Annotated in this window: 17 protein-coding genes; 9 read left to right on the top strand and 8 right to left on the bottom strand. The window is 67.5% G+C overall.

Annotation, left to right across the window (positions count from 1 at the left end; translation table 11 throughout):
• Positions 1-27: 27 nt before the first annotated feature.
• The 4 genes from ABIC90_RS20935 to ABIC90_RS20920 all read left to right on the top strand — a co-directional run bounded on the left by ABIC90_RS20935 (position 28) and on the right by ABIC90_RS20920 (position 2,682).
• Complete coding sequence (locus tag ABIC90_RS20935) at positions 28-585, top strand: hypothetical protein (RefSeq protein WP_354357471.1); 558 nt, start codon at positions 28-30, stop codon at positions 583-585.
• Positions 586-640: 55 nt separating this feature from the next.
• Positions 641-1,162: a phasin family protein gene (locus ABIC90_RS20930; RefSeq protein WP_354357469.1), complete on the top strand. Its 522-nt coding sequence runs from the start codon at positions 641-643 to the stop codon at positions 1,160-1,162.
• A 24-nt stretch (positions 1,163-1,186) separates the two neighbouring features.
• Positions 1,187-1,822: a TetR/AcrR family transcriptional regulator gene (locus tag ABIC90_RS20925; RefSeq protein WP_354357467.1), complete on the top strand. Its 636-nt coding sequence runs from the start codon at positions 1,187-1,189 to the stop codon at positions 1,820-1,822.
• A gap of 86 nt (positions 1,823-1,908) precedes the next feature.
• On the top strand, positions 1,909-2,682 hold the full coding sequence (locus tag ABIC90_RS20920) for an esterase/lipase family protein (RefSeq protein ID WP_354357465.1): 774 nt from the start codon (positions 1,909-1,911) through the stop codon (positions 2,680-2,682).
• A gap of 188 nt (positions 2,683-2,870) precedes the next feature.
• Here ABIC90_RS20920 and ABIC90_RS20915 read toward each other — a convergent pair whose 3' ends face one another.
• Genes ABIC90_RS20915 through ABIC90_RS20900 form a run of 4 tightly spaced genes read right to left on the bottom strand, consistent with a single transcriptional unit; the run spans position 2,871 to position 7,907 of the window.
• A complete protein-coding gene (locus ABIC90_RS20915) occupies positions 2,871-4,538 on the bottom strand; it encodes a GDYXXLXY domain-containing protein (protein WP_354357463.1) in 1,668 nt (555 codons plus the stop codon).
• Positions 4,535-5,527 (bottom strand): DUF2157 domain-containing protein, encoded by a 993-nt coding sequence (locus tag ABIC90_RS20910; protein WP_354357461.1) that lies wholly within the window; start codon positions 5,525-5,527, stop codon positions 4,535-4,537. Before ABIC90_RS20910 ends, ABIC90_RS20915 begins: the two co-directional genes overlap by 4 nt.
• A 21-nt stretch (positions 5,528-5,548) precedes the next feature.
• Positions 5,549-6,325, bottom strand: a complete 777-nt coding sequence (locus tag ABIC90_RS20905) for a hypothetical protein (RefSeq protein WP_354357459.1) — start codon at positions 6,323-6,325, stop codon at positions 5,549-5,551.
• Positions 6,326-6,344: 19 nt separating this feature from the next.
• A complete protein-coding gene (locus ABIC90_RS20900) occupies positions 6,345-7,907 on the bottom strand; it encodes a WS/DGAT/MGAT family O-acyltransferase (protein ID WP_354357457.1) in 1,563 nt (520 codons plus the stop codon).
• Positions 7,908-8,141: 234 nt separating this feature from the next.
• Between ABIC90_RS20900 and ABIC90_RS20895 the strand changes: the two genes are divergently transcribed.
• Positions 8,142-9,866 (top strand): long-chain-fatty-acid--CoA ligase, encoded by a 1,725-nt coding sequence (locus tag ABIC90_RS20895; protein WP_354357455.1) that lies wholly within the window; start codon positions 8,142-8,144, stop codon positions 9,864-9,866.
• Here the strand turns inward: ABIC90_RS20895 and ABIC90_RS20890 are convergent.
• From ABIC90_RS20890 to ABIC90_RS20875, 4 genes are all read right to left on the bottom strand, one after another.
• On the bottom strand, positions 9,827-10,585 hold the full coding sequence (locus ABIC90_RS20890) for a response regulator transcription factor (RefSeq protein ID WP_354357453.1): 759 nt from the start codon (positions 10,583-10,585) through the stop codon (positions 9,827-9,829). The two genes, ABIC90_RS20895 and ABIC90_RS20890, sit on opposite strands and share 40 nt — an antisense overlap.
• A 146-nt stretch (positions 10,586-10,731) precedes the next feature.
• Positions 10,732-13,950, bottom strand: a complete 3,219-nt coding sequence (locus ABIC90_RS20885) for a bifunctional cytochrome P450/NADPH--P450 reductase (protein WP_354357451.1) — start codon at positions 13,948-13,950, stop codon at positions 10,732-10,734.
• A 139-nt stretch (positions 13,951-14,089) separates the two neighbouring features.
• The gene (locus tag ABIC90_RS20880; protein WP_354357449.1) at positions 14,090-15,346 is read right to left on the bottom strand and encodes a branched-chain amino acid ABC transporter substrate-binding protein; all 1,257 of its coding nucleotides are present in this window, start codon (positions 15,344-15,346) and stop codon (positions 14,090-14,092) included.
• Positions 15,347-15,374: 28 nt separating this feature from the next.
• Positions 15,375-16,073, bottom strand: coding sequence for a TetR/AcrR family transcriptional regulator (locus ABIC90_RS20875; RefSeq protein WP_354357447.1), 699 nt, complete (start codon positions 16,071-16,073; stop codon positions 15,375-15,377).
• An 85-nt stretch (positions 16,074-16,158) separates the two neighbouring features.
• Here ABIC90_RS20875 and ABIC90_RS20870 point away from each other — a divergent pair, with 85 nt between their 5' ends.
• The 4 genes from ABIC90_RS20870 (at position 16,159) to ABIC90_RS20855 (ending at position 23,008) form a co-directional block, all read left to right on the top strand.
• Positions 16,159-17,772, top strand: a complete 1,614-nt coding sequence (locus ABIC90_RS20870) for an AMP-binding protein (protein WP_354357445.1) — start codon at positions 16,159-16,161, stop codon at positions 17,770-17,772.
• An 11-nt stretch (positions 17,773-17,783) separates the two neighbouring features.
• A complete protein-coding gene (locus ABIC90_RS20865; RefSeq protein ID WP_354357443.1) occupies positions 17,784-21,077 on the top strand; it encodes a carboxyl transferase domain-containing protein in 3,294 nt (1,097 codons plus the stop codon).
• A 65-nt stretch (positions 21,078-21,142) separates the two neighbouring features.
• On the top strand, positions 21,143-22,480 hold the full coding sequence (locus tag ABIC90_RS20860; protein ID WP_354357441.1) for a GDSL-type esterase/lipase family protein: 1,338 nt from the start codon (positions 21,143-21,145) through the stop codon (positions 22,478-22,480).
• Positions 22,481-22,633: 153 nt separating this feature from the next.
• On the top strand, positions 22,634-23,008 hold the full coding sequence (locus ABIC90_RS20855) for a YXWGXW repeat-containing protein (RefSeq protein WP_354357439.1): 375 nt from the start codon (positions 22,634-22,636) through the stop codon (positions 23,006-23,008).
• Positions 23,009-23,066: the final 58 nt, after the last annotated feature.

Raw genomic sequence — 23,066 nt, 5'->3', positions numbered from 1 at the left:
GACCCACTCAACTTCAAGGAAATCCTCATGACCACGCAAACCACCATCGCCTCCGCAGCCATCCACGTCGTCGGCCAGTACAACGACGCCGGCAAGACCCTGGTCAGCGCCTACCGCACCGGCATGCATCGCCTCCTGGGCGGCGCCGCTTCGCGCTACAGCAACTTCCTGGGCAACCGCCAGATCCCGATGGTGAGCGAGCAGATCAAGGCCAACCTGATCGGCGCGCAAGAAAAGGTCAACGGCTTCCTGGCCAACCGCCTGGACATCGACACCAGCCGCATCGTCTCGGTGATGGACCGCGTCGCCGCCGGCACCACCAGCGGCATCGAAACCGTGGCCAGCCGCGTGGCCCGCGTCGAATCGCCGGTCGTCACCTCGGTGCTGAACACCCTGCACGCCGTCAACCAGCCGATCGCCACCGTCTCGGTGCAGATCGCCGACAAGATCGCCGCCGGTGCCAAGCAGATCGAAACCCGCGTCGGCGGCGAAGCCGTGGTTGCCAAGACCGTGCGCACCGTCAAGGCCAAGGTTGCTGCGGCCAAGAAGCCGGTTCGCCGCGCTGCTGCCCGCAAGGCCGCCTGACCCCCGCGAGGCGCCTGGCGCCTCTTTTTCTTTTTGGTACCTGGAGCATCACTGAATGGCGACCCGCACTGACGAAACTGCAAAGTTGAAGAAGAAGGCGACGCCTGCGAAGAAAGCTCCGGCGAAAAGAGCCCCGGCGAAGAAGGCCGCGGCGCCCCGCAAGGCGGCGCCCGCAGCGAAGAAGACCGCCCGTGCCACCCCCGCCCCCGGCAAGGCCGAAGGCCTGCTGCGTGCCGGCCTGAAGGCGCTGGACAACGTGCGCAACGACGTCGCCAAGCGCCAGGCCAACGTGATCGAAGGCCTGCTCGGCATCGGGCAGGGCAAGGCCGACGCCACCACCGGCGCCAAGGCGGTGCTCACCCGCGGCTTCCCCAGCCTCGACAGCTTCGGCATCCGCAAGTTCGAGGACGTGTTCGACCAGCGCGTGGCCACCGCCCTGCAGCGCCTGGGCATGCCCGGCGCCGACGAAGTGCAGGCGCTGCGCGACGAGGTGGCGCAACTGCGCGAACGCATCGCGCAACTCGAGAGCAGCGCCGCGCCGCAAGGCGGCACCGGCACCATCGGCCGCAAGCGCTGAGCGACGGCACAAGCCCAGCCGGTTGTGGCCAGCTCCAACACCACGCGCGATCGCATCCTGCAGGCCAGCCTCGCGCTGTTCAACGCCGAGGGACTGGCGGCCGTGTCCACGCACAAGATCGCCGCCGAGCTCGGCATGAGCCCGGGCAACCTGCACTACCACTTCAAGGCCAAGCAGCTGATCGTCGAATGGCTGTTCCGGCGCTTCGAGCAGCGCATGGAGGCGCTCAACGGCTCTTCGGCATCGATTGCCGCCATCGACGATCTCTGGCTCGCGCTGCACCTGCGCTTCGAGGCCATCGACGAATACCGTTTTATCTACCGCGACATGGCCTTCCTGGCCGCCGAATACCCGGTGCTCGGGCAGCGCGCGCAGGCGCTCACCGCGCAGAACCTGCTGGCGGCCCAGTCGCTGTGCGAAGGGCTGGTGAGTTCGGGCGTCATCGAGACCAGCGCCGAGCAGGCGCGCATCCTGGCGCTGCAGATGGTGTTCACCACCACCTGCTGGCTGTCTTTCGAACGCCTGGTGCCGGGGCGCGACGCGCTGGCGCAGGCAGACCCCGGACTGGCGGCGTTCTACACGCTCACGCTGGTTTCCCCGTATGTTTCCAGCGAATCGAGGGCTTACCTCGATTACCTGAGGGGCAAATACCTCGGATAAATGACGATGTCGTCCGACGGGAGAGTGCAACCATGGCCCCTCATGCTCGTCCTGCACATGCAAAAACGCCAAAGAAAGCCGCATCCATGACCACCGCCACCCACGATCACATCGCACCGCCTTCGCGCCTGCTGCTGCTGGCCGAAGCGCGCGCCCTCTGGGAAACAGGGGCCGGCATCGCCATGTGGCCGCTGCTGCAACTCACGCCGCGCGGCGACGGGCACCCGGTGCTCGTGCTGCCGGGCCTCGTGGCGGGCGACGGTTCCACGCTGCTGCTGCGCCGCTACCTGCGCAGCCGCGGCTACGACGCCCACGGCTGGGGCCTGGGCCGCAACCTCGGTCCGCGCCAGGGCGTGGAAGCCGGCATGGTGCAGCTGCTGCAGAGCCTCAACGAGACGAGCGGCCAGAAGGTCAGCGTGATCGGCTGGAGCCTGGGCGGCGTGTATGCGCGCCTGCTGGCGACCGCGCAGCCCGACCTCATTCGCAACGTCATCACCCTGGGCAGCCCGTTCTCCGGCAGCCCGCGCGCGACCAACGCTTGGCGCGTGTACGAAGGCGTGAGCGGCCAGAGCTCGCACGACCCGCGCCGCATGAAGTACGTGCAGCCCACGCCGCCCGTACCGACGACCTCGATCTTTAGCCGTACCGACGGCGTGGTCGCCTGGCGCTGCAGCATCGAGAAGACCGGCCCGCAGTCGGAAAACATCGAAGTGGTGGCGAGCCACCTGGGGTTGGGCGCGCACCCCGCCGTGCTCTATGCGGTGGCCGACCGGCTGGCGCAGGCCGAGGGTGAATGGAAGCCCTTCAACCGGGGCTTGCTGGGGCCGCTGGTTTATCCGGATCCCGACCGGGACATGTGAATCTTTGAATTGCGCACCATGCAAAAGGCCGGCACTCGCCGGCTTTTTTCATGGCTCGCGCATTGATCCCGGAAGCGTTTGATCAAGTCGCAATTGGTTTGATGACGAGTTGCGTGTTGTCCCTCTTCTGACCTCACTGATGCGCCCGCAAAACAAAGGAAGCCCCGCAGGGCTGCGTAGAACGCTAGCTAGCGAATTGGCCGCAGCTGTTCGTCCGCCATGCCGACCAGCAGGGCCGAGCCATTGGGCAGGATGCGGAACTCACCGTAGCGCGCATGCGTGAACCTCTCTGCATCACCTTCCTTGAAGAACCACGCATCGGTGACGAAGACCCAACTGCCGTCCTTCGCGCTGAGCGGGACTTCGAGGTCGCCGTTCTGCCGTGGTTCGCCGGCCGAAGGCAGGTGCAGCGTGTAGGTCGAGGGTAGGCGCGGATCGGGCCGCACCAGCACGGTTGGTCGACGGCCACCCTCCGGGCTGTCGCTCCGGCTCCATCGGTCGGGCAGCGCAAAGTTCAGCCGCATGTAGTCGCCCTGCATGAGCGAACGCGGATCGACCGGTGCCAGCTGCACGAACACGGGCTGACCGTTTCGGATGATGTTCTCTTTCTCGAAGATCGCCCCGTTGGCAACCAGCAGTGTGCCCACGCCTGTCAGCACCATGCCCGCGAGCCGCTTGTTCTTCCGCCAGTTGCCACTGGCCGGGTCGACGGGGGCAGCGGTGATTGCATCGGCGGATGATGTGTTGCGCGACGCCAGCCAGACCAGCGCGCCCAGCGCGGTGCCTATCAAGACCAGGAGCAGCGCCTTGTCGGCCAGCGGCCACGTCAGCTGATAGTAGAAGCTGCCCACGATCCACAACGCCGCCGCGCAGCCCAGAGCGGCAAGACGCCAGCGCCCCGTGGTGGCAAGGGCGGCAGTGCAAAGGCAGGCTGCGCCGAGGCTGGGCACAAATCCGCACAACGCCGCCAGCAGAAGGGCCACACCCAAGCCCAGCGCGGGGGCTTGGCGCAGTGCTGGCCAGCAACGGCCCAGCAGCACGGCCGCACCTGCCGCGCACAGCACCGACACCAGGTTCTGGAGCTTGGCCGCAATGCCGGCTACGGCACCGACGCCGACGAGTTCTCGGCCCATGTCGCTGCCCGGGGCCATGCCGCCGAGCATGAAAGTGGCGCCCGACAGCAGCGCCAGTGTCAGCAGGAGCTGCACGCACCAGCCGTCGGCCAGGCTTGTCAGCAGACTGCCGGTGCGCGCGCCCGGTAGCCGCGGCAGCAGGTAAAGCACCAGCAACCACACTGCCAGGCCGAGGTGGGAATAGAGCCACCACGTCCAGCGGAAGCGCTCAAGCCAGAACAGATCCCAGAAGGCCCTGTCGCCGTTCGACCAGGCCATGGCGGCGATTGTCAGGAACACGCCCAGCATCACGCCGAGCAAGGTGCGCAGCCAGTGCAACGGCGTGAGCCACGCCAGCACCAGGCTGACGATACACATGCCCAGCGCGCCGTTGAAAATCGAACTGTCGCGGAACAGCGCCCAGCCCAGGCAGCACAGGCCCAGCGCCATGGCCGGCAAGCAGAGCTGTTCGACGAACAGGGCCAGGCCGCGCTGGCACAGGATGAGCACGCTGACCGCCAGCAGGCCAAGGCCGAGGACATACAGGGCGGGGCCTTGTTTCAGCAACGCGTTGCCGAAGGCCATGGCCATGGCGCCCAGCAGTGGCAGCACGGCGAGCCAGGCGCCCAGCGCGGTCAACAGCAGCACGGGCCAGGGGCGGGATTCGTCCTGCGGCCATTGCGCGTCCGGCGGCAACAGGCCCTGGTCGATCGCGTGTTGCATGAGTCGAGACGGGGTGGTCATGCGGCTGCTCCGTCTTGCTGCACAGCAGCCAGCACGGTGTTCTGGCGCCGCATAACCCACGCCACCGAACCCGCCAGGATCCCCGCAGCCAGGAGCCCGATCACAAGCAGCAGGCCCATCGTGTCACCGCCGCTGTTCTTGAAAAGAAAGTGCGCCAGGCCGGCAACCAGCAAGGTGTCCAGACACAGCACCGCCGTGCTCAGGCCCACGATGTCGAACCATCGCCGCTGCATCAGCAGGCCGCTGGAGCCGGCCATCAGCACGAGCCCCAGAAAGTAGTGGAGCGCGACTGCGGAGCGAAGGAACAGGCCCGCCAGCGCGGCCAGCGTCACGCTCACGGCCATGGCCAGCAGGGCCAGCCGGCGCGACCAGTGTGTCGTTCCCACCCAGCGTTGCGCCCACGGGCTCAACGCGAGCACTAGCATTGCGCCCAGCCCCCAACTCGCCAAGTGAATCGGCAGATCGCGGTTGTCGGCCAGCCAGCGGTGTCCCGTGTGTGCATAGGCCCAGAGGCTGATCGCGCTGCAAGTCACCATCACCCACGGAAACCACAGCACGTCGCTGCGTACGCCCAGGCACAACGGCAGGGTGAGCAGCGCCCACAGCGCGAAAAGCTGCCACGCATCGGCGCCTGTCTGGTAGGTCTGGCCGTAGTAGGCAAACAGTGCGCCCGTGCCCAGCAGGCACAGCAGGCCCATCGGTGTCCGCAAGGCTGGGCTGCGCCATGCTGCCAGCGCGGTCAGCAGCACCCAGCCCTGCAGCAATGCGAACTGTCCGGTGCGGCCCAGGGCGCCCCAGTTGGCGGCAACCCACATCACCAGGCCGAAGCCGCCGAGCCCGGCGGCAAGCAGCGCGACGGTGCGCCAGAAACGTTGCGGCAGGTGCGACGGCTGCGCATCGAGTTCTGCGAGCGCAAACAGCGTCTGCATCCGCGTCGCCGGCAGTCGATGGGCGCGGGCCAATTCGTAGAGTGCGAGTCGAAGGTTCATGAACGTTGAGGCAGGCTGGATTCAAGGGCAAAACTTGTCGAAATACGCCTTCAGCGAATCGCCGCCCTCGGGCAACGCCGCCTTGACCGAGCCGGTCTTGCCGTCCACCGTCGAGACGCTGAATGTCACGGACTTTCCGACCACCAGCGCATCGCGCAGTGCCACGGCACTGTCTGCCGCCACATTGAAGGTGCTGCGAGAAAACTGCTTCGCATCGAAGGTCTTGCCATCGACTTCGACCACCATGGTGCCGCGCGCCTTGCTGTTCGAGTCGTAGGCCGCATCGAACGGAAGCTCCACCGACGCCGCCCATTTCTGGTTGCTCGGGCCACCCCAGGCGGCAGGGCATTGCAGGCGGATGCGCGTATTGCGGAAGGCCATCGGCCCTTCGTTCTTCAGGCCAGCGAAGCTCAGGTAGGCCGCGCCCTGGAAGCTGCTGCCGTTGCCCGCGCTGGGCGCTGTGACCTGCCAGCGCTTGCCGGCCATCACGTCCATCGCGCCACCCATCGCCTCGATGCCGGCGACATCCGAAGCGCTCTTGAAACCCAGCGCCGCATAGCAGGCCAGCTTCTCCTTGTCGTCGGCGATGGCCACGCATTCGGCCAGCTTGTAGCCCTGCGCGGAAATGACGCGCGCGGCGCTGTCGAATGCGGCCGGCAAAGGCTGCGACGGTGCGGACGATGTGCCTGTCCTGGCCGTGGCCGGTGTGCTCGTTGTCTTGTCGCAGGCTGTCAATGCGGCGGCCGCTACCGCTGCGATTGCGAGCAGCGCGGCGGGCGCGATGCGCTCCAGATGCATGCAGGTACTCCCTTGGTTTTCAGGTCTGCCCGCGTCTGCTGGCCTTCGCACGAAGAGGCGGGTGGCCGGATGTTAGCGCCCTGCTTTTCTTCTTCGGTGCAGGCGGCGGCTTCACCGCGGTGCTCTTCACCGGCGCCGCGGCAACCTCGCCCGCCTTGACCGCAGGCGGCGTCTCCAACGCCCGCTCCATCAGCAGCCTGTGCTCCAGCAGCATGTAGTCGCCGATCTCGATGATGTCCGGCACCGCGCGCCGGCAGGCGATGAGGCCGTAGTCCATGCGGCCGTTGTAGCTTTGCACCGTCACGTTGAGCGCGGTGCCGTGCGCTGCGATCGACACCGGGTAGTTGCAGGTCACCAGCGCGCCCGCGAAGTACATCGGAAAGGGCGCGCCCTGCACGTTGGAGATGGCCACGTTGATCATCGGCGGCAGCACGTTCACCAGCCCCGAGCGGCCGACCAGCGAGGCCATGCCCGACATGAACCACGGCGCGGCGAAGCTCGGGAAATCATCGAGGATCAGCGGCTTGAAGCGGTTCACCACCGACTTCGAAGTGTTCGACGACAGCGCGATCTGCCGGAGACGCTCCACCGGGTCCGCCACATCGCTGGCCAGGCTCACGATCATTCCCGTCACCTGGTTGTTGGCGGTGCTGTCGCCGGCTTCACGCAGGCTCACCGGCACGCCGGCCACCAGCGACTTCGCGGGCAACTCGTTGCTGTCGGCGAGGTAGCGTCGCAGCGCGCCCGAGATGGTGCCCATCACCACATCGTTGAGCGAGACGCCGAAGTGCCGCGCCAGCCCCTTGGTCTCTGCCAGCGAAATGGTGCGGCCCGCAAAGCTGCGCTGGTTGGTGATCGACACGTTGAACGGCGTACGCGGCGCAAGCAGGTTGAAACGCCTGCCAAGTGAGCGCGGGCCTTGGGGCGTTGCCTCGCCGCGCTGCGCGAGTCCGCGCGCTGCACGTCCCAGCGCGGGCAGCAGCTTCACCACCTTGACGTATTGCGCCGCCGTGTTGCGCAACGCCGCGCCGTAGAGCTCGGCCACGCCCAGCTGGTAGCTGCTGCGGCGCGCACGCGGGCGCGGCGGTTTCACCACGCGGCCCGTGGGTGCGATGTCGAAGATGGCCTTGCCCACCTCGATGCCGGCCTGCCCGTCGATGCCCGCGTGGTGCATCTTGGTGTAGAGCGCGACCTGTCCGCTCTTGAGCCCGTCGATGATGAAGAACTCCCACATCGGCCGGCTGCGGTCCAGCAGCGTCGAGTGCAGGCGCGCCACGTACTGCTGCAACTGGCGGTTGGTGCCCGGCTGCGGCAGTGTGATGTGGCGCACGTGGTAGTCGATGTCGATGTCCTCGTCCTCCACCCACACCGGGTTGGACATGTCGAAGGGCATCAGCGCGAGCTTGCGGGTGAACACGTTGGCCAGGTGCAGCCGCGCCGCGAGGCAGGCCTTGGCGTCTTCGTAGAAATCGCCCTGGTAGCCCTCGGGCAGGTCGAGCACGTTGAGCGAGCCCACGTGCATCGGCATCTCGGTGGTCTCGAAGTGCAGGAAGGTGGCGTCGACGCCGCTCAGGTGTTTCATGATGGGCAAGCCTCAGGGGTGGAGCTGCGATTGTTCCCACCGGCACGCGCTTTGACGCAGTGCGCGCGCCGGTGTTTACCCGGCAGCTTTGTATGCCCGCGCAGGTACCGCGCCGGCCCATACATTCCCGCCGGGAAACTCCGCATCCGAATGCGTGCCGCGAGCCTCCACGAACCAGGGGCAACGGCGTAACGTGCCTCCTGCCGTTGTCACACACCCAGGGAGCTCGCACGCATGACCACCACAACCCCAATGGCCAAGGCCCACCCGTGGGTCTCTTCGTACCCTGCCGGCGTCCGATGGGACGCGCCGCTGGCGCAGACGCCCGTGCCGCGCCTGCTCGAGGAGGCGGTGGCGCAATGGCCCAACCGGCCCTTTCTCGACTTCATGGCGCGCAGGATCAGCTACCGCGAGTTCGGTGCGTTGGTGGACCGCGCAGCCGCCGGCTTCCAGAAGCTGGGCGTCGGACCCGGCGTGCACGTGGGGCTGTACCTGCCCAACTCGCCGCACTACCCGATCGCCTTCTTCGGCGTGCTGCGCGCCGGCGGCACGGTGGTCAATTACTCGCCGCTCGATGCAGAGCGCGTGCTCGAACACAAGGTGCAGGACAGCGAGACCGACTTCCTCGTCACGCTCGACCTGGCCGCGCTCTATCCGCAGATGGCGCGGCTCATGGGGCATTCGCGGCTGAAGAAACTGATCGTCGGTGCGCTCGACGAGTACGCCGCGGCGCCCGGGCCCACGCGCGCCCACATGCAGGGCGCGGGCCTTCTTGCAGAAGTGGCGGACGACGCACACCGCATGCGCTTTGCGCAACTGCTGGACAACGACGGCGGTCACCACTATCGCCCGGTCTCCGACCCGGCCGATGCCATCGCCGCGCTGCAATACACCGGCGGCACCACCGGCCTCCCCAAAGGCGCGATGCTCACGCACGGCAACCTCACGGCCGCCTGCGCCCAGTATGTGGAAAGCCTCTCGGGCGACGAACCCATCGTGCGCTTCGGCGAGGAGCGCATCCTCGCGGTGCTGCCGCTCTTTCACATCTATTCGCTGGTGACCAATCTGCTGATGGGCATACGCCTTGGCGCCGAGATCGTGCTGCACACCCGTTTCGACCTGGACACGGTGATCAAGACTTTCGACGCGCGAAAGATCACCATCTTCTCGGGCGTGCCGACCATGTACATGGCCATGATCAACCACCCGAAGGTGAGCGAGCTGGACCTGCGGTCGCTGCGCTCCTGCGGCTCGGGCGGTGCGCCGCTGCCGGTCGAGGTGGCGCACAGGTTCTTCGAACTCACCGGCTGCCAGCTCAGCGAAGGCTGGGGCATGACCGAGACATCGCCCACCGGCAGCTTCACGCCCGCGCGCGGACGGCGCAAGGCCGGCTCCTGCGGCATGCCGCTGCCGGGCATCACGCTGTCCATGCGCGACCTGGCCGACCCCGAGGTGGAGATGCCGACCGGCCAGCGCGGCGAGTTGTGCATCGCCGGCCCGAACGTGATGAAGGGCTATTGGAACAACGAGGCCGCCACGCGGGCCAGCATGACCGCCGACGGTTTCTTTCGCAGCGGCGACGTGGCCTACATGGACGAGGACGGCTTCGTCTTCATCGTCGACCGCACCAAGGACATGCTGCTGTGCGGCGGCTTCAACGTGTACCCGCGCACCATCGAGGATGCGATCTACGAGCATCCGTCGGTCGAGGAGGTGTCGGTGATCGGAATCCACGACGAGTACCGCGGCCAGTCGCCCAAGGCATTCATCAAGCTGAAGAACGGCGCTCAGCCGTTCACGCTCGACGAGCTGAAGAATTTCCTGAAGGACCGGCTCGGCAAGCACGAGATGCTGCAGGCCATGGAGATCCGCGCCGAGTTGCCCAAGACGGCCGTCGGCAAGCTCTCGAAGAAAGAGCTCTACGACGAAGAGAACGCGAAGCGCGGCGCGACTTCCTGAGGCGCCACGGTGAGCAGTTCGTAGCCGCGCTTGTAGGCGGCGCGCAGCAGCACGCCGTTTTCTTCGCGCAGGTCCAGCTTCTTGCGCACGCCCGCCGCGGCGATGTCGAGTGCGCGTGCACCCTTGCGCGGCAGTTGCTTCCACAGCGCGATCCACAGGAAGTCGCGCGTCAGCAAATGATCGGGATTGCGGAATAGCATGCAAGCAAGCTCGAACTCGCGCGGATCGAGCTTGAGTTCCCGGCCCCGGTGCAGGACGGTGCGGCGCTGCACCAGCAGGCGGTAGTCGCCGCACACCACGTCGTCGGTGCGCGCGGTGTGCGGCACGGGACCACGCGCCCGCGAGATCAGGGTGCGCATGCGCCATTCCAGTTCGTGGTCGGCCATGGGCAGCGCGGCGAAGTCGACGATGCCGTGGTTCCGGCTTAGGGCGTCGAATTCGGGCGGGGCGTGCCAGAGCGGATCGTCGGTCAGCAGCAGCATGGGCAGGCCTTGTTGCCGGCAGGCGGCGGCCAGTTCGTTCCAGGGCACGGTGTCCGAGGGGTTCAGCAGCAACAGGCCGAAGCGCCAGCCGTTGCGCAATGCGGCCAGCAGGTCGCCCGGGTTGCGCAACGGTGTGGGCGCATGGCCCCTGGCGGTCAGCCGGCGCTGCAGCGCGGCCCTTTGAATCACATCCCCGTCCACGACAGCCACGCGCAGCGGTTCATCGGCCCTGACCATGCTCCAAGTCTCCCCGGTTCCAGAAGTTGAACGAATCGCGAAGTCTCGAAATCGCGATGCCGTTGATCTTCTGCGGGGAGGCCTAGGCGTAAAAAACTAGAAGCGCGGGAAAGCTAGTCCAAATGCTCCAACTTTCTCTGGCGTGGTCAGCTGCCGGCCCACACGTCCAGCACATAGCGCTGGTCGGCAATCATCTTGTCCATCCACGCGGTGCTGTCGTGGCCGTGCTCGCGTGCGATGTCGGTCAGCGTGCGCCGCACGTCGGGCTCCATGCGCGAGCCGTCGCCGCACACGTAGACCACCGCGCCGGCTTCCAGCAGCTTCCAAACGGCCGCGGCCTGCTCGCGGATCAGGTCCTGCACATAGACCTTGCGCTCGCCCGAACGCGAGAACGCGGTGTGCAGCTTCATCAGGCCGCGGTGCGACCAGGCCTGCAGCTCCTCGGCATAGATGAAGTCCTGCTCGGGGTGGCGGCAGCCGAAGAACAGCATGGCGTCGCCCAAGGCCCCGCCGCGCTCGACCTGCGCCGCACGCTCCTGCAGGAAGCCGCGGAACGGCGCCAAGCCGGTGCCGGGGCCGATCATGATCAGCGGGCGCTTCACGTCCTCCGGCAGTCGGAAGCCCTCGGCCGTGGTCTCGCGGATCACGCCGTGCACCGTGTCGCCCGCCTCGGCGCGCGCCAGGTAGTTGGAACACACCCCCTCGAAGGTGCCGTTGCCCGACAGCGCCGGCGCGCTCACCACGCCCACGGTGACGCTGCAGCGGCCCGGCGTCATCGAGGGCGACGAGGAGATCGAGTAGTAGCGCGGCGACAGCGGCGACAGCATTTCCAGGAAAACTGCGAACGGCACCTGGCAGGCGCGGTGTTCTTCGAGCAGTTCGAGCAGCGACTTGCGCTTGTGCAGCACCTCGGCCTTGTAGGCGGCCTGCGAGGCTTCGTCGCTGCCCGACAGCGCCACCAGCTTCGGCTTGGTGAACGGGCATTCGGTGTACGCCGCGAGCGTGGCGATCTGCTTGCGCGTGGCCACGTCCTGCAGCTCGACGTAGTCGCCCAGCAGCCGGTCCACCGCGATCACCTGCTCCACCGGCAGCGCGGCCTTGCGGCCCGGCACGGCCGAAAGGCGCACATGCGCCGCGCGCTCGAAGCCGAAGCGCGCCATCGCACGCTCGACCTGCGCCGGGCTGTTGCGCGGCACCACGCTCAGGTGGTCGCCGGGCACGTAGTTCAGGCCCTCGGGCAGCATCAGCTCCACATGGCGCGTGGAGCGGCTGCCTTCGCTTTCGCTGCCGGGACTTTGCAGTTCGCGGTTCTCGACGACGCGCAATGCGACGGCGCCCAGCGCATCGACCAGCGCATTTTTCTGCGGCGGCGGCAGCTCTTCGAGCGTGTAGAGCGGCTCGGCCTCGGCGGGCGTGTCGGCGCCGGCCTTGATGTCGAAGGCCTTCACCAGCGTCGGCCAGAGCGCATCGCTCCAGTCCTGGAAGGCGCCGTCCATGTCCTCGCGCGCATCGCCTTCGCCGCGCGGATGCACGCGGGTAGCGCCCAGGGTTTCGAGCCGCTCGTCGATGCGGCGCGGCACGGCCTGGTAGGTGGCGGCCCAGTCGGTGTTGCCGCAGCCGAACACGCTGAAGCGCACGCCGTTGAGCGCGTCGTCGGCCTTGTCGAGCCAGCGATGGAATTCGGCCGCGTTGTCGGGCGCCACGCCGTTGTAAGACGCGCAGACGATGGCCACCGCGCCGTTGGCCGGCAGACGCTCGGCGTAGTCGTCGAGCGAGGCCACCTGCGTGGAAAAGCCGCGCAGCTCGCCCGCCTCGGCCAGTTGGCGCGCGAGGTCTTCGGCGGTGCCGAGGTTGGAGCCCTGCAGCACCAGCAATGAGGTGCCGTGGCGCGCCGCCTGGGGCTTGCGTGCGGTGGGTTTGGCGGGTGCGTCCGGCGTGGCGTTCGCTTCGCCGTTGCCGCGCGGTCGCGAAACCGGGTCGCGCAAGAGCGCCTTGATCTTGAAGTTCTCCGGCTTGATCGTCAGCGCTTCCTTGATCTTGAGCTTGTAGCCCGTGTGATCGACCAGGTTGAAGCGCTGCAGGATCATGCCCAGTGTGAGCACTGCCTCCTGCAGCGCAAACTGCCGCCCGATGCAGGCGCGCTGCCCGTTGCCGAAGGGCTTGAAGGCATTCACCGGCCGTTCGCGCTCGGCTTCGCGGCTGAAGTGGTCGGGGTTGAACTGATCGGCGTCCTCGCCCCACACGCCCTTGTCGCGATGCAGCGCAAGCGCATGCATGATGACCATGTTCTTCTTCTTGATCGTGTACTGGCCGCCGATGGTCGTGTCTTCCTTGGCGCGCATCGCGATGGCCGGCGCGGTCGGATACAGGCGCAGCGCCTCCTTGAGCACCTGCATCACGTACTGCAGGCGGTTGACCTGCGCATAGGTGGGCTTCTGCGAGGTGTCGCCGCCGAATACGCTGTCGACCTCGGCCTGCGCCTTGGCCATGGCCTCGGGGCTGTTGAGCAGAAAGTAGATCGCGAACGACAGCAGGCCGCTGGTGGTTTCATGCCCTGCGATGAGGAATTCGATGCACTCGTCGCGGATCATCTTGTCGGTGAGCTGCTCGCCGCTCTTCTTGTCCACGCCCGCGATCATGTAGCTCAGCAGGTCGGGCTTGGTGGCGATGTCGGCACCGCTCGCGCGCCGCTCCTCGATGATGTCTTCCACCATCTTGTGCATGAAGCGGATGTCCTTGCGCTGCTGCGTCAGTTCCTTCTTCAGCATCAGTTCCTCGAGCGGCAGGCCCCGGCGGTTCTGCACCGTCTCCAGCGTGCGCACCATCGCATCGACAAAAGGATGGAAGCCCTCGCGGTAGAACGAATTGAAGCGGTAGCCGAAGCCGCACAGGCCGATGGTGTCCAGCGTGAGCGCGGTCATGTCGCGCACCACGTCCACCTCTTCGTCGAAGTTCAGCCGCTCCCACTTGGTGACCAGCTGGCCCGCGATGTCCAGCATCATCGGGTGATAGGCCTGCATCGCGCGCTGGCTGAAGTTGGCCAGCAGGATGTTGTGCGGCTTGGACCAGGTCTCCTCGTGCGTGTCGGAGGTGAAGAGGCCGTGCGATGCGGCGCGCAGCCGTCGCAATGCGCCGCGCGTGCTCTTGTCGAAGCGCGCTTCCTCGCAGAGTTCGTCCACCAGCGCGGGCGACGACACCACGATGACCGGCATGCCCGGCATGTCGAGCCAGTAGATGCCGCCCAGGTCCTGCGCGATCTTCCACATGTCGAGCACGGGGGAGTCGGAGCCGATCGACAGCAGGTTGCCGACGAAGGGTTTCTTCGCGGGATGCGGGATCGGATAGAGCGAGTTTTTGCCTGCCATGGGGTGTTGTGCCTTTTGGAATGGACCCGCTTCGGAAATCCGTGAGGTGCCACCCGGAGTATCCGGACGGCACAGGGGGCAGGCAGGACGGGGTTTCCCCTAGAAATTGTCTGTGGCCGTCATCGACCTTCGCGCCCGGTCAGGGCCGAACCATCTTGCACTCGGTCCCCTGCGCCAGCTCGTTGCCGGTGTACGCCGCATCGGTGCGAAAACCATAGTTCGTGCCTTCCCAGCCCACCTTGACCGCCTTGCCGTCCACCGGCGCGATGGTGTTCACCACCTGAGGCAGCAGCAGCTGATGGTCTTCGGCACGCATGCGCACCGGGCCCACCACCGAATCGAAGCTCAGGTCTTCGAGCGCGCGGGCCACCTTCACGGTGTCATCGCTGCCGGCCTTGTTGATGGCCAGCGCCAGCAGGCGCGGCGTCATGTCGATGCGCGGCGCAAGGAAGTCCTTGCCGGTCTTGGCCTTGTAGGCCTTGGCGAGTGCGTCGGCCTTCGGCGTATCGGCCTGGCCCGGATGCCATTCAGCCACCCAGGTCAACTGCCCCGTCTTCGCTTGCGACACCGCGGTGACCGTGCCGGGCACCGAGCCCGCGCTGTGGTTGAAGTAGCGCAGGTTGTAGCCCGCATCGCCCGCGGCCTTGAGCAGCAGCGTCATGTCCTGCCCCCAGTTGCCGGTGATGACCGAGTCGGCGCCGCTCTGGCGGATGTTGGCAATGTAGGGCGCGAAGTCCTTCACGCGGCCGATGGGGTGCAGCGCCTCGCCCACGAACTGCACATCGGGCCGCGCAAGGCCCACCATCTGCCGGCCGTAGCTCGCCCACTGCTTGCCGTGCGCGTAGTCCTGATTGAGAAGGTAGACCTTCTTCACGTCGGGCGTCTTCTTGATGTAGTTGGCCAGCGCCTTCATCTTCATCGCGGTGTTGGCCTCGGTCTGGAAGTGCCAGAAGCTGCAGTTCTTGCCTGTCATCTCGGGGTCGATGGAGGAGTGATTCAGCACGATCAACTCCTTGCCCGGGTTGCGCTGGTTCCAGCGCGTGACCGATTGCACCAGCGCCGCGACCACCGACGAACCCGAGCCGCCGGTGACGATGGCCTTCGCGCCCTGGTCGATGGCCGCCTGCAGCGCGCTCTGGCTCTCTTGCGCCGAGAGCTTGCTGTCGAACTGCAGCAGCTGAAGCTTGGTGCCGCCGAGCACGCCGCCCTTGGCGTTGATGTCCTCGATGGCGTACTGCGTGTGCATCAGCATCAACTCGCCGACATTCGCGAAGGGGCCGGAAAGTGGATCGATGTAGGCGATCTTGTAGGTCGGCTGCTGCGCGTGTGCGGCACCCGCAAGGGCCAGCAGGGATGCGAGCGCGATCGGCGCCAGGGGCGCGTGCTTGAACTTCATGGGTTGTCTCCGGAGGGTTTTTTGTTCGTCAGTCTTTGGCGCGCAGGCCGATCACGCGGCTCGCGAGCTTCGTGAGCTCGGCCACCACCTCGTCGGGCGAGAGCCGACCGCCGGGGCGGTACCAGCTGTACAGGAAGCCCGGCAGGCTGCAGGCCGCCAGCGCGGTGATCTTGGTCTCGGCAAAGTCCAGGTCGCCGTCGCGCCGCGCCTCTTCGAGCAGCGGGCACAGCAGGTCGTAGAAGTGGTGCGCGAGCTTCTTCTGCGCCGCGATGTACTCGGGCCGGTACACCTGCGGCTCGCGGTACGGAAAGAAGGCGCAGGGGTGATGCACGATGGTCGCGCGGATCAGCCGCTCGATGCCTTCGAGCACCTTCTCGCTTGCGCGGCGCGGATCGCCCTCGGCGAAGTCCAGCGCGGTGAAGCAGTCGACGGCGGGGCGCCACGAGAGCGTTTCGAAGATCTCCTGCTTGTCGCGGAAGTAGTAGTACACGAAGGGCTTGGTCACGCCCAGCGCGCGAACGATCTGCGCCATGGTGGTGTTGGCGTAGCCCTGCGCGGCGAAGAGTTGCGCGGCCGCCTGCAGGATGCGCTCGCGCTGCGCGTCGGTGCTCTGCGTCGCGGCGCGCTGGCGTCCCGTGCCCTGCGGCAGGTGCGGCTGCGCCGTGGTGGCCGTCGGTTGCCTGTCGGCCCCAGAGGGTTTGTGCCGTGTCGCGGAAGTTATACCCATGGGTAGGATTGTTCGTGCACGATGCACTATTGGCAAGCGCCTGCCCGGTGCAGGCGGCTATCGATAACCCTGAGAAAGAGACGCCATGGAGACATTGCCCGACCGCCCGCTGAAGCCGCTGCACGACTACCTGCGCACCCATGCGCGCGAGCGCGGCGACAGCGCCGCCTGCATCTGGTACGGGCAGGCCATGAGCTGGTCCGAACTCGACCGCGCGAGCGATGCTTTCGCGGCGCGCCTGCAGGCCGTCGGCGTTGCGAAGGGCGAGCCGGTGGTGCTGTTTCTCAACAATTGCCCGCAGTACCTGGTCGCGCACTTCGGCATCCAGAAGATCGGCGCCATCGTCTGCCCGAGCGGACCGCTCAACAAGGAGCACGAGCTGGCCTACCAGGTCAACGACCTGAAGGCGCGCGTGATCGTCGCGGCCGCGCCGCTGCTGCCGGTGGTGCGCAAGGTGCAGCCCGGGAGCGCGCTCGCGCACGTGTTCGTCGTGCACTACGCCGACCTGCTGCCTGCACCGGCATCGCTGGACCTGCCGGCCGAGCTCGCCGCGGAGCAGAAGGCCGAACGCAGCGTGCCGGCGGACTGCGAAGACTTTCTCGCGGTGATGAAATCCGGCGCCGTGCCGGCGCCCGTGGCCATCGACATGGACGACGTGGCGCTCATGACCTACACCTCGGGCACCACGGGCCTGCCCAAGGGCGCGATGCTGAGCTACGGCAACGCGCTCTTCAAGACGCGCGCCGCGGCCGACTGCAACGGCGTGGGGCCGCGCGACGTGCTGCTGTCCATTGCGCCGCTGTATCACATCGCCGGCATGCTGATGGGCGTGAACGTGCCGGTGCTCAGCGGCGCCACCTCGGTACTGTTGCACCGCTTCGACCCCAAGGCTGTGCTGCAAGCCATCGCCACCTACAGGGTCAGCTGGTGGTACAGCATCGCGCCGATGAACGTGGCCTGCATGCAGGTGCCCGACATCGCAAGCTTCGATCTGTCCAGCCTCCGGATGAACCCGGTGACCAGCTTCGGCATCGCCTTCACCGAGCCGCTGGCGGCCCAGTGGCGCTCGCATGCCGGCAACTGCACATCGTTCGAGGCGGCCTACGGCCTGAGCGAGACCCACACCTGCGACACCTACACGCCGCACCATGCGCCGCGCTGGGGCACGCAGGGCATTGCGGTGCCGGGCGTGACGATCCGCATCGTCGACGCCGACACGGGCGCCGACATGGCCACCGGCGAGGTGGGCGAGATCGTGCTCACCAGCCCGGGCTCCTTCAAGGGCTACTGGAACAAGCCCGAAGCCACCGCCGCAACGCTGCGCAACGGGTGGGTGCATACCGGCGACATGGGCAAGCTCGACGCCGACGGGTACCTCACCTTCATCGGCCGCTTCAAGGAAATGATCAAGGTCTCGGGCTACAGCGTGTTCCCGGAAGAGGTCGAGACCATTCTCATCAAGCATCCCGCCGTGGCGCAGGCCGCAGTGATCGCGCAGCCCGATGCCGAGAAGGGCGAAGTCGTGAAGGCCTTCATCGTGCGCAAGCCGAATGTCGAGCTCGATGCCGACGCGCTCATCGCCTGGTCGCGCGACAACATGGCCAGCTACAAGGCGCCGCGCGCCGTGAGCTTCATCGATGCGTTGCCGACCACCGGCGCGGGCAAGGTGCTGCGCCGGTTGCTCAAAGACAAGGCCTGAAAGGTTTTTGCGTGTTCTCCAAAGTTCTGATTGCCAACCGCGGCGAGATCGCCGTTCGCCTGGTGCGCGCCCTGCGCGACCTGGGCATTGCCAGCGTGGCGGTGCATGCGCGTGACGATGCGTCCGCGCTTCATGTGCAACTGGCCGATGTGACGGTCGCGCTCGATGCGACCGGGCCCTCCGCGTACCTCGACGTTGCCGCGCTGATCGCCGTCGCGAAGGCGAAGGGCTGCGATGCGGTGCATCCCGGCTATGGCTTCCTGAGCGAGCGTGCGGATTTCGCGCAGGCCTGTGCGGATGCGGGCCTGGTCTTCATCGGGCCGACGCCCGAGCAGCTGGGCCTCTTCGGCGACAAGGCGCGCGCACGGGAGCTGGCCACGCAATGCGATGTGCCCGTGATGCCCGGCAGCGCCGGCGCGGTGACGCTCGCAGAGGCGCAGGCCTTCTTCGCCGAGCAGCATGCGCAGGGCGCGGGCGTGATGGTCAAGGCCATCGGCGGCGGCGGCGGGCGCGGCATGCGCGCGGTGCTGAATGCCGAGGAACTGCCCGAAGCGCACGCGCGCTGCATGTCCGAGGCCAAGGCCGCCTTCGGCATCGAGGGCGTTTATGTCGAGCGGTTGATGCGTAATGCGCGGCACATCGAGGTGCAGGTGCTGGGCGACGGGCAGGCGGTGGCGAGCCTCGGCGAGCGCGAGTGCACCTTGCAGCGGCGCTTTCAAAAGCTGGTGGAGATCGCGCCCAGCCCTTCGCTGCCGGAAGCGTTGCGGGCGCAAGTCACGCAGGCGGCGCTGCGCATGGCAAAGACGGTCGGCTATCGCGGGCTCGGCACTTTCGAATTCCTTGTCGATGCGGCATCGGCCACGCTGCCCTTCGTCTTCATCGAGGCGAATCCGCGGCTGCAGGTCGAGCACGCGGTGACCGAGGCCGTCACCGGGCTCGACCTGGTGCAGCTGCAGATCGCGGTGGCGGCAGGGCAGTCACTGAGCGAATTGGGCGTGGAGGCCGATCGCACTGCACCGCAGCGCGGCTTTGCGGTGCAGTGGCGCATCAATGCCGAGACGCTCGATGCACAGGGCAACGCGCGGCCATCGGGCGGCACGCTCGCGCGCTTCGACCTGCCGAGCGGACCCGGCGTGCGCGTCGATACGCATGGCTACGCGGGCCTCGCGCCATCGCCGCACTACGACACGCTGCTGGCCAAGCTGATCGTGCATTCGCCTTCATCGAACTTCGGCGATGCGCTGCGCCGCTCGCTGCGCGCGCTGGACGAGTGCCGCATCGACGGCATCGCGACCAACCTCTCGCTGCTGCGCGCCATCGCCTCGCGGCCCGAGTTCGCGACGCAGGCGGTGCACACGCGCTTCGTCGAGGCGCATCTGGGCGATCTGCTGGCGGCTGCGGCATCGCTTGAAAAGCATGCGAAGCAGATCGCTCCTGTCGCTGCAGAGGCTCTGACCTCCGCAGGCGATGAAGCAGACGACCTCACCGTCAAAGCCCCAATGCCCGCGAAGCTGGTGCAGTTCGAAGTGGCCGTGGGCGACGTGCTCCCCGCCGGCGCACAACTCGGCGTGCTCGAAGCCATGAAGATGGAGCACCTGTTGCATGCGCCTTTTGCGGGCCGCGTGGTCGCACTGCTCGCCGAGCCCGGCGACTACCTCGTCGAAGGCCAGTCGCTGGTACGGCTGGAAGCGGTCGATGCGCAAGCCGTCGAAGCCGAAGCGCGCACCGAGCATGACCTCGACGCGATCCGCCCCGACCTGCAGAAGGTCATCGACCGCCACGCACCCACGCTCGACGCCAACCGCAAGCCCGCCGTCGACAAGCGCCATGCACAAGGCGGCCGCACCGCGCGCGAGAACATCGCGGACCTGTGCGACACGGCGGCCGATCCCGGCAACTTCATCGAATACGGCGCGCTCGCCATCGCCGCGCAAACGCGCCGCCGCACGCTCGAAGACCTGATCGCCAACACGCCGGCCGACGGCATGGTGACGGGCTTGGGCAGCATCAACGCCAAGCAGTTCGGCCCCGAGAAATCGCGCTGCGCCGTGTTGGCCTACGACTACACGGTGCTGGCCGGCACGCAGGGCATGCGCAACCACCACAAGACCGACCGGCTGCTGGCGGTGGCGCACCAGCTGAAGCTGCCGGTGGTGCTGTTCGCCGAAGGCGGCGGCGGGCGGCCGGGCGATACCGACATGCCCATCGTCGCGGGCCTGAACAACCACACCTTCAGCCAGTTCGCCGCGCTCTCGGGCAAGGTGCCGGTGGTGGGCATCGTGCACGGCCGCTGCTTCGCGGGCAATGCGGCGCTCTTGGGTTGCGCGGACGTGATCATCGCCACGCGCGGCAGCAACATCGGCATGAGCGGGCCCGCGATGATCGAAGGCGGCGGGCTCGGCACCTTCGCGCCCGAGCAGATCGGACCGAGCAGCGTGCAGTCGCGCAACGGCGTGATCGACATCCTGGTGGAAGACGAAGCCGCCGCCGTCGCCGCAGCAAAGCAATACCTCTCCTACTTCCAGGGGGCGACCGCCGACTGGCAGTGCGCCGACCCGCGCACGCTGCGCCACGTGGTGCCCGAAAACCGACTGCGCGTGTACGACGTGCGCGCCGCGATGCGCGGCGTGGCCGACACCGGCTCGCTGCTCGAGCTGCGCGCGGGCTTCGGCGCGGGTATCGTCACCGCGCTCGCGCGCATCGAGGGCAAGCCCGTCGGCCTCCTGGCCAACAACCCGCATCACCTGGGCGGGGCCATCGACGTGGAGGCCGCCGACAAGTCCGCGCGCTTCATGCAACTGTGCAATGCGCACGGGCTGCCCATCGTGTCGTTGTGCGATACGCCCGGCTTCATGGTCGGCCCCGAGATCGAGGCGCAGGCGCAGGTGCGCCATGTGTGCCGCATGTTCATGGTGGCCTCGCACCTGCGCGTGCCCTTCTTCGCGGTGGTGCTGCGCAAGGGCTACGGCCTCGGCGCGCAGGCGATGACGGCCGGCGGCTTCGATGCGCCGGTGTTCACCGTGGCGTGGCCCACGGGCGAGTTCGGCGCGATGGGCCTCGAAGGTGCGGTGCGGCTGGGCTTTCGCAAGGAGCTCGCGGCGGTGCCTGAAGGCACTGAGCGCGATGCGCTCTTCAAGCAACTCGTGGCACAGCAGTACGCGAACGGCGAAGCAATCCACATGGCGCAGACGCTGGAGATCGATGCGGTCATCGATCCCGCCGAAACGCGGACCTGGCTCGCACGAGGGCTGGCCTCGGCCACGCGGCCACCGGCGCCTGCCTCGCCGTACGTAGACACCTGGTAAGGGGGCGCTAAACCCCGCCGCGCCAGAGGGCAAGGTGGCTCCGTACACTGGGCTGCTTTGCACGCATGAAACTGCTTGTCCGCTGGCTTTGCCACTTTCGCCAGACAGCCTTGGCGCACCGGGTGTCAGCTTTCCATTTCGCGATGGCGACGGTATTGGCAGTGCTGGCGTTGGGTGTGCAGGCGGCGACGCCCGACCCACACCCGCGCCAACCCTCCCGGGCTCACTGGGTCGGCAGCTGGGCTGCCGCGCCGCTGGATTTTCGCGAGCTGGCGGCCAACCCGGCCGTGGCACACAAGCCCGCGCCCGGTGGCGATCAGTTCCGCGGGCAGACGCTGCGCCAGCAACTGGCGCCCAGCATCGGCGGCGAGCGCATCCGCATCCGTTTTTCGAACCGCTTCGGCAAGGCGCCATTGCGCATTGCAGCCGCGAGCGTGGCGCGCAGCACCGGGGCCGATGCGATCTCTCCCGCGAGCTTGCGCGTGCTTCGTTTCGGCGGGCGCGGCAGCCTCACCATCGCGCCCGGCGCCGAAGCCTGGAGCGACGGTGTCGATCTGGCTGTAGAGGCGGGGCAGACGGTGGCGGTCAGCGCGTTCTTCGACCGCGCGACTCCCTACGCCACGGTGCACCTGCTGAACATCGACACCAGCTGGGCCGCACCCGGCAATGCGGTGGCTGCGGCGAAGCTGCCGGGCGCCATGCCGCTTGCGCAGAACCACATCGTGACGGGCCTGGACGTGCTGACCACCAGGTCCGTGCGCATGGTGGTCGCGTTCGGCGACTCCATCACCGCGGGTGCCGGCGAGGCCGGCGACGGCGCATACCCCGACATGCTGGCCACGCGCCTGCGCGACGGCCCGCAGGCGCAGCACGGGGTGGCGGTGCTCAATGCGGGCATCGGGGGCAACCGGCTGCTGCTGGACGGCATCGGGCCGAACGGGCTCTCGCGTTTTGCGCGCGATGCGCTGGGGCAGAGCGGCGTGACGCACACCCTGGTGCTGCTGGGCACCAACGACATCGGCCGCCGCGCGTTCATCGGCGCGCCCGGCAATCCGGACACGCCGCGCGATGCGCCCACCGCCGAGCGCATCACCGACGGCCTGCATCAACTGGTGAAGCAGGCGCGCGCCAAGGGCATCAAGGTGCTGATCGGCACGGTGCCGCCGTTCAAGGGCACGCCGTACTGGAACGAGGGCAACGAGGCGATGCGCAGCGCGGTCAACCGCTGGATTCGCAGCCGGCAGGACGTGGACGGCGTGATCGATTTCGACGCGGCCCTGCGCGACCCCGCGGACCCGCAGGCGCTGGATCCGCGCCTGCACAACGGCGATCACCTGCACCCCAACAAGGCCGGCCATGCGGCGATGGCGGCGGCCATCGATCTGAAGGAATTGAAGGAGTGAGCCGGGCGCGGGGCTTTCAAGCCAGCGATGAAACCGCGGAAAAGCGGCGAAAAAGCAGCGATACAGCTTTACACAAGATTTCGCGTAAGGCTTACAGGGGCTTCACAAGCGCCGATCAGGATGAAGTCTCCAACCACTCATGAGGAGACCCCCATGAAAAAACTCGCAATTTCCCTTTCCATCGGCGCCGCCACCTTTCTGTCGATGGGCGCCGCCATGACCGTTCCCACGACCGCGCAGGCGCAGCCGCTGGTCATCCAGGTCGCACCGCCGCCGCCGCGTGCGGAGCGCGTGCCGCCGCCGCGCCGCGGCTATGTGTGGGCGCCGGGTCACTACGAATGGAAGCGCGGCCGCCACGTGTGGGTTCGCGGCGAGTTCGTGCGCGCACGTCCGGGCTATGCGTACCGCGCCCCGCAATGGCGTGAGAACAACGGCCGCTGGGAATACAACCGCGGCCGCTGGGACCGCGACGGCGACGGCGTGCCGAACCGCCGCGACCGCAATCCGAACAACCCGTACCGCAACTAACCGGCTGAGCGCCCGGCGGCGATGCCGGGCCGAGCCTCCGCCCGCAATGGCGGGGGCT

The sequence above is a fragment of the Variovorax boronicumulans genome (genome assembly GCF_040544675.1).
Classification (GTDB): domain Bacteria; phylum Pseudomonadota; class Gammaproteobacteria; order Burkholderiales; family Burkholderiaceae_C; genus Variovorax; species Variovorax boronicumulans_D.
This window is presented reverse-complemented; position numbering and strand designations above follow the sequence as displayed.

What these genes read in the sequence shown, in the direction of transcription:
- ABIC90_RS20905 (WP_354357459.1), bottom strand. Translation starts at nt 6,325, where the DNA reads ATGCATCTGGAGCGCATCGCGCCCGCCGCGCTGCTCGCAATCGCAGCG.
- ABIC90_RS20890 (WP_354357453.1), bottom strand. Translation starts at nt 10,585, where the DNA reads ATGGTCAGGGCCGATGAACCGCTGCGCGTGGCTGTCGTGGACGGGGAT.
- ABIC90_RS20885 (WP_354357451.1), bottom strand. Translation starts at nt 13,950, where the DNA reads ATGGCAGGCAAAAACTCGCTCTATCCGATCCCGCATCCCGCGAAGAAA.
- ABIC90_RS20880 (WP_354357449.1), bottom strand. Translation starts at nt 15,346, where the DNA reads ATGAAGTTCAAGCACGCGCCCCTGGCGCCGATCGCGCTCGCATCCCTG.
- ABIC90_RS20855 (WP_354357439.1), top strand. Translation starts at nt 22,634, where the DNA reads ATGAAAAAACTCGCAATTTCCCTTTCCATCGGCGCCGCCACCTTTCTG.
- ABIC90_RS20935 (WP_354357471.1), top strand. Translation starts at nt 28, where the DNA reads ATGACCACGCAAACCACCATCGCCTCCGCAGCCATCCACGTCGTCGGC.
- ABIC90_RS20900 (WP_354357457.1), bottom strand. Translation starts at nt 7,907, where the DNA reads ATGAAACACCTGAGCGGCGTCGACGCCACCTTCCTGCACTTCGAGACC.
- ABIC90_RS20895 (WP_354357455.1), top strand. Translation starts at nt 8,142, where the DNA reads ATGACCACCACAACCCCAATGGCCAAGGCCCACCCGTGGGTCTCTTCG.
- ABIC90_RS20930 (WP_354357469.1), top strand. Translation starts at nt 641, where the DNA reads ATGGCGACCCGCACTGACGAAACTGCAAAGTTGAAGAAGAAGGCGACG.
- ABIC90_RS20875 (WP_354357447.1), bottom strand. Translation starts at nt 16,073, where the DNA reads ATGGGTATAACTTCCGCGACACGGCACAAACCCTCTGGGGCCGACAGG.
- ABIC90_RS20915 (WP_354357463.1), bottom strand. Translation starts at nt 4,538, where the DNA reads ATGACCACCCCGTCTCGACTCATGCAACACGCGATCGACCAGGGCCTG.
- ABIC90_RS20910 (WP_354357461.1), bottom strand. Translation starts at nt 5,527, where the DNA reads ATGAACCTTCGACTCGCACTCTACGAATTGGCCCGCGCCCATCGACTG.
- ABIC90_RS20870 (WP_354357445.1), top strand. Translation starts at nt 16,159, where the DNA reads ATGGAGACATTGCCCGACCGCCCGCTGAAGCCGCTGCACGACTACCTG.
- ABIC90_RS20920 (WP_354357465.1), top strand. Translation starts at nt 1,909, where the DNA reads ATGACCACCGCCACCCACGATCACATCGCACCGCCTTCGCGCCTGCTG.
- ABIC90_RS20860 (WP_354357441.1), top strand. Translation starts at nt 21,143, where the DNA reads ATGAAACTGCTTGTCCGCTGGCTTTGCCACTTTCGCCAGACAGCCTTG.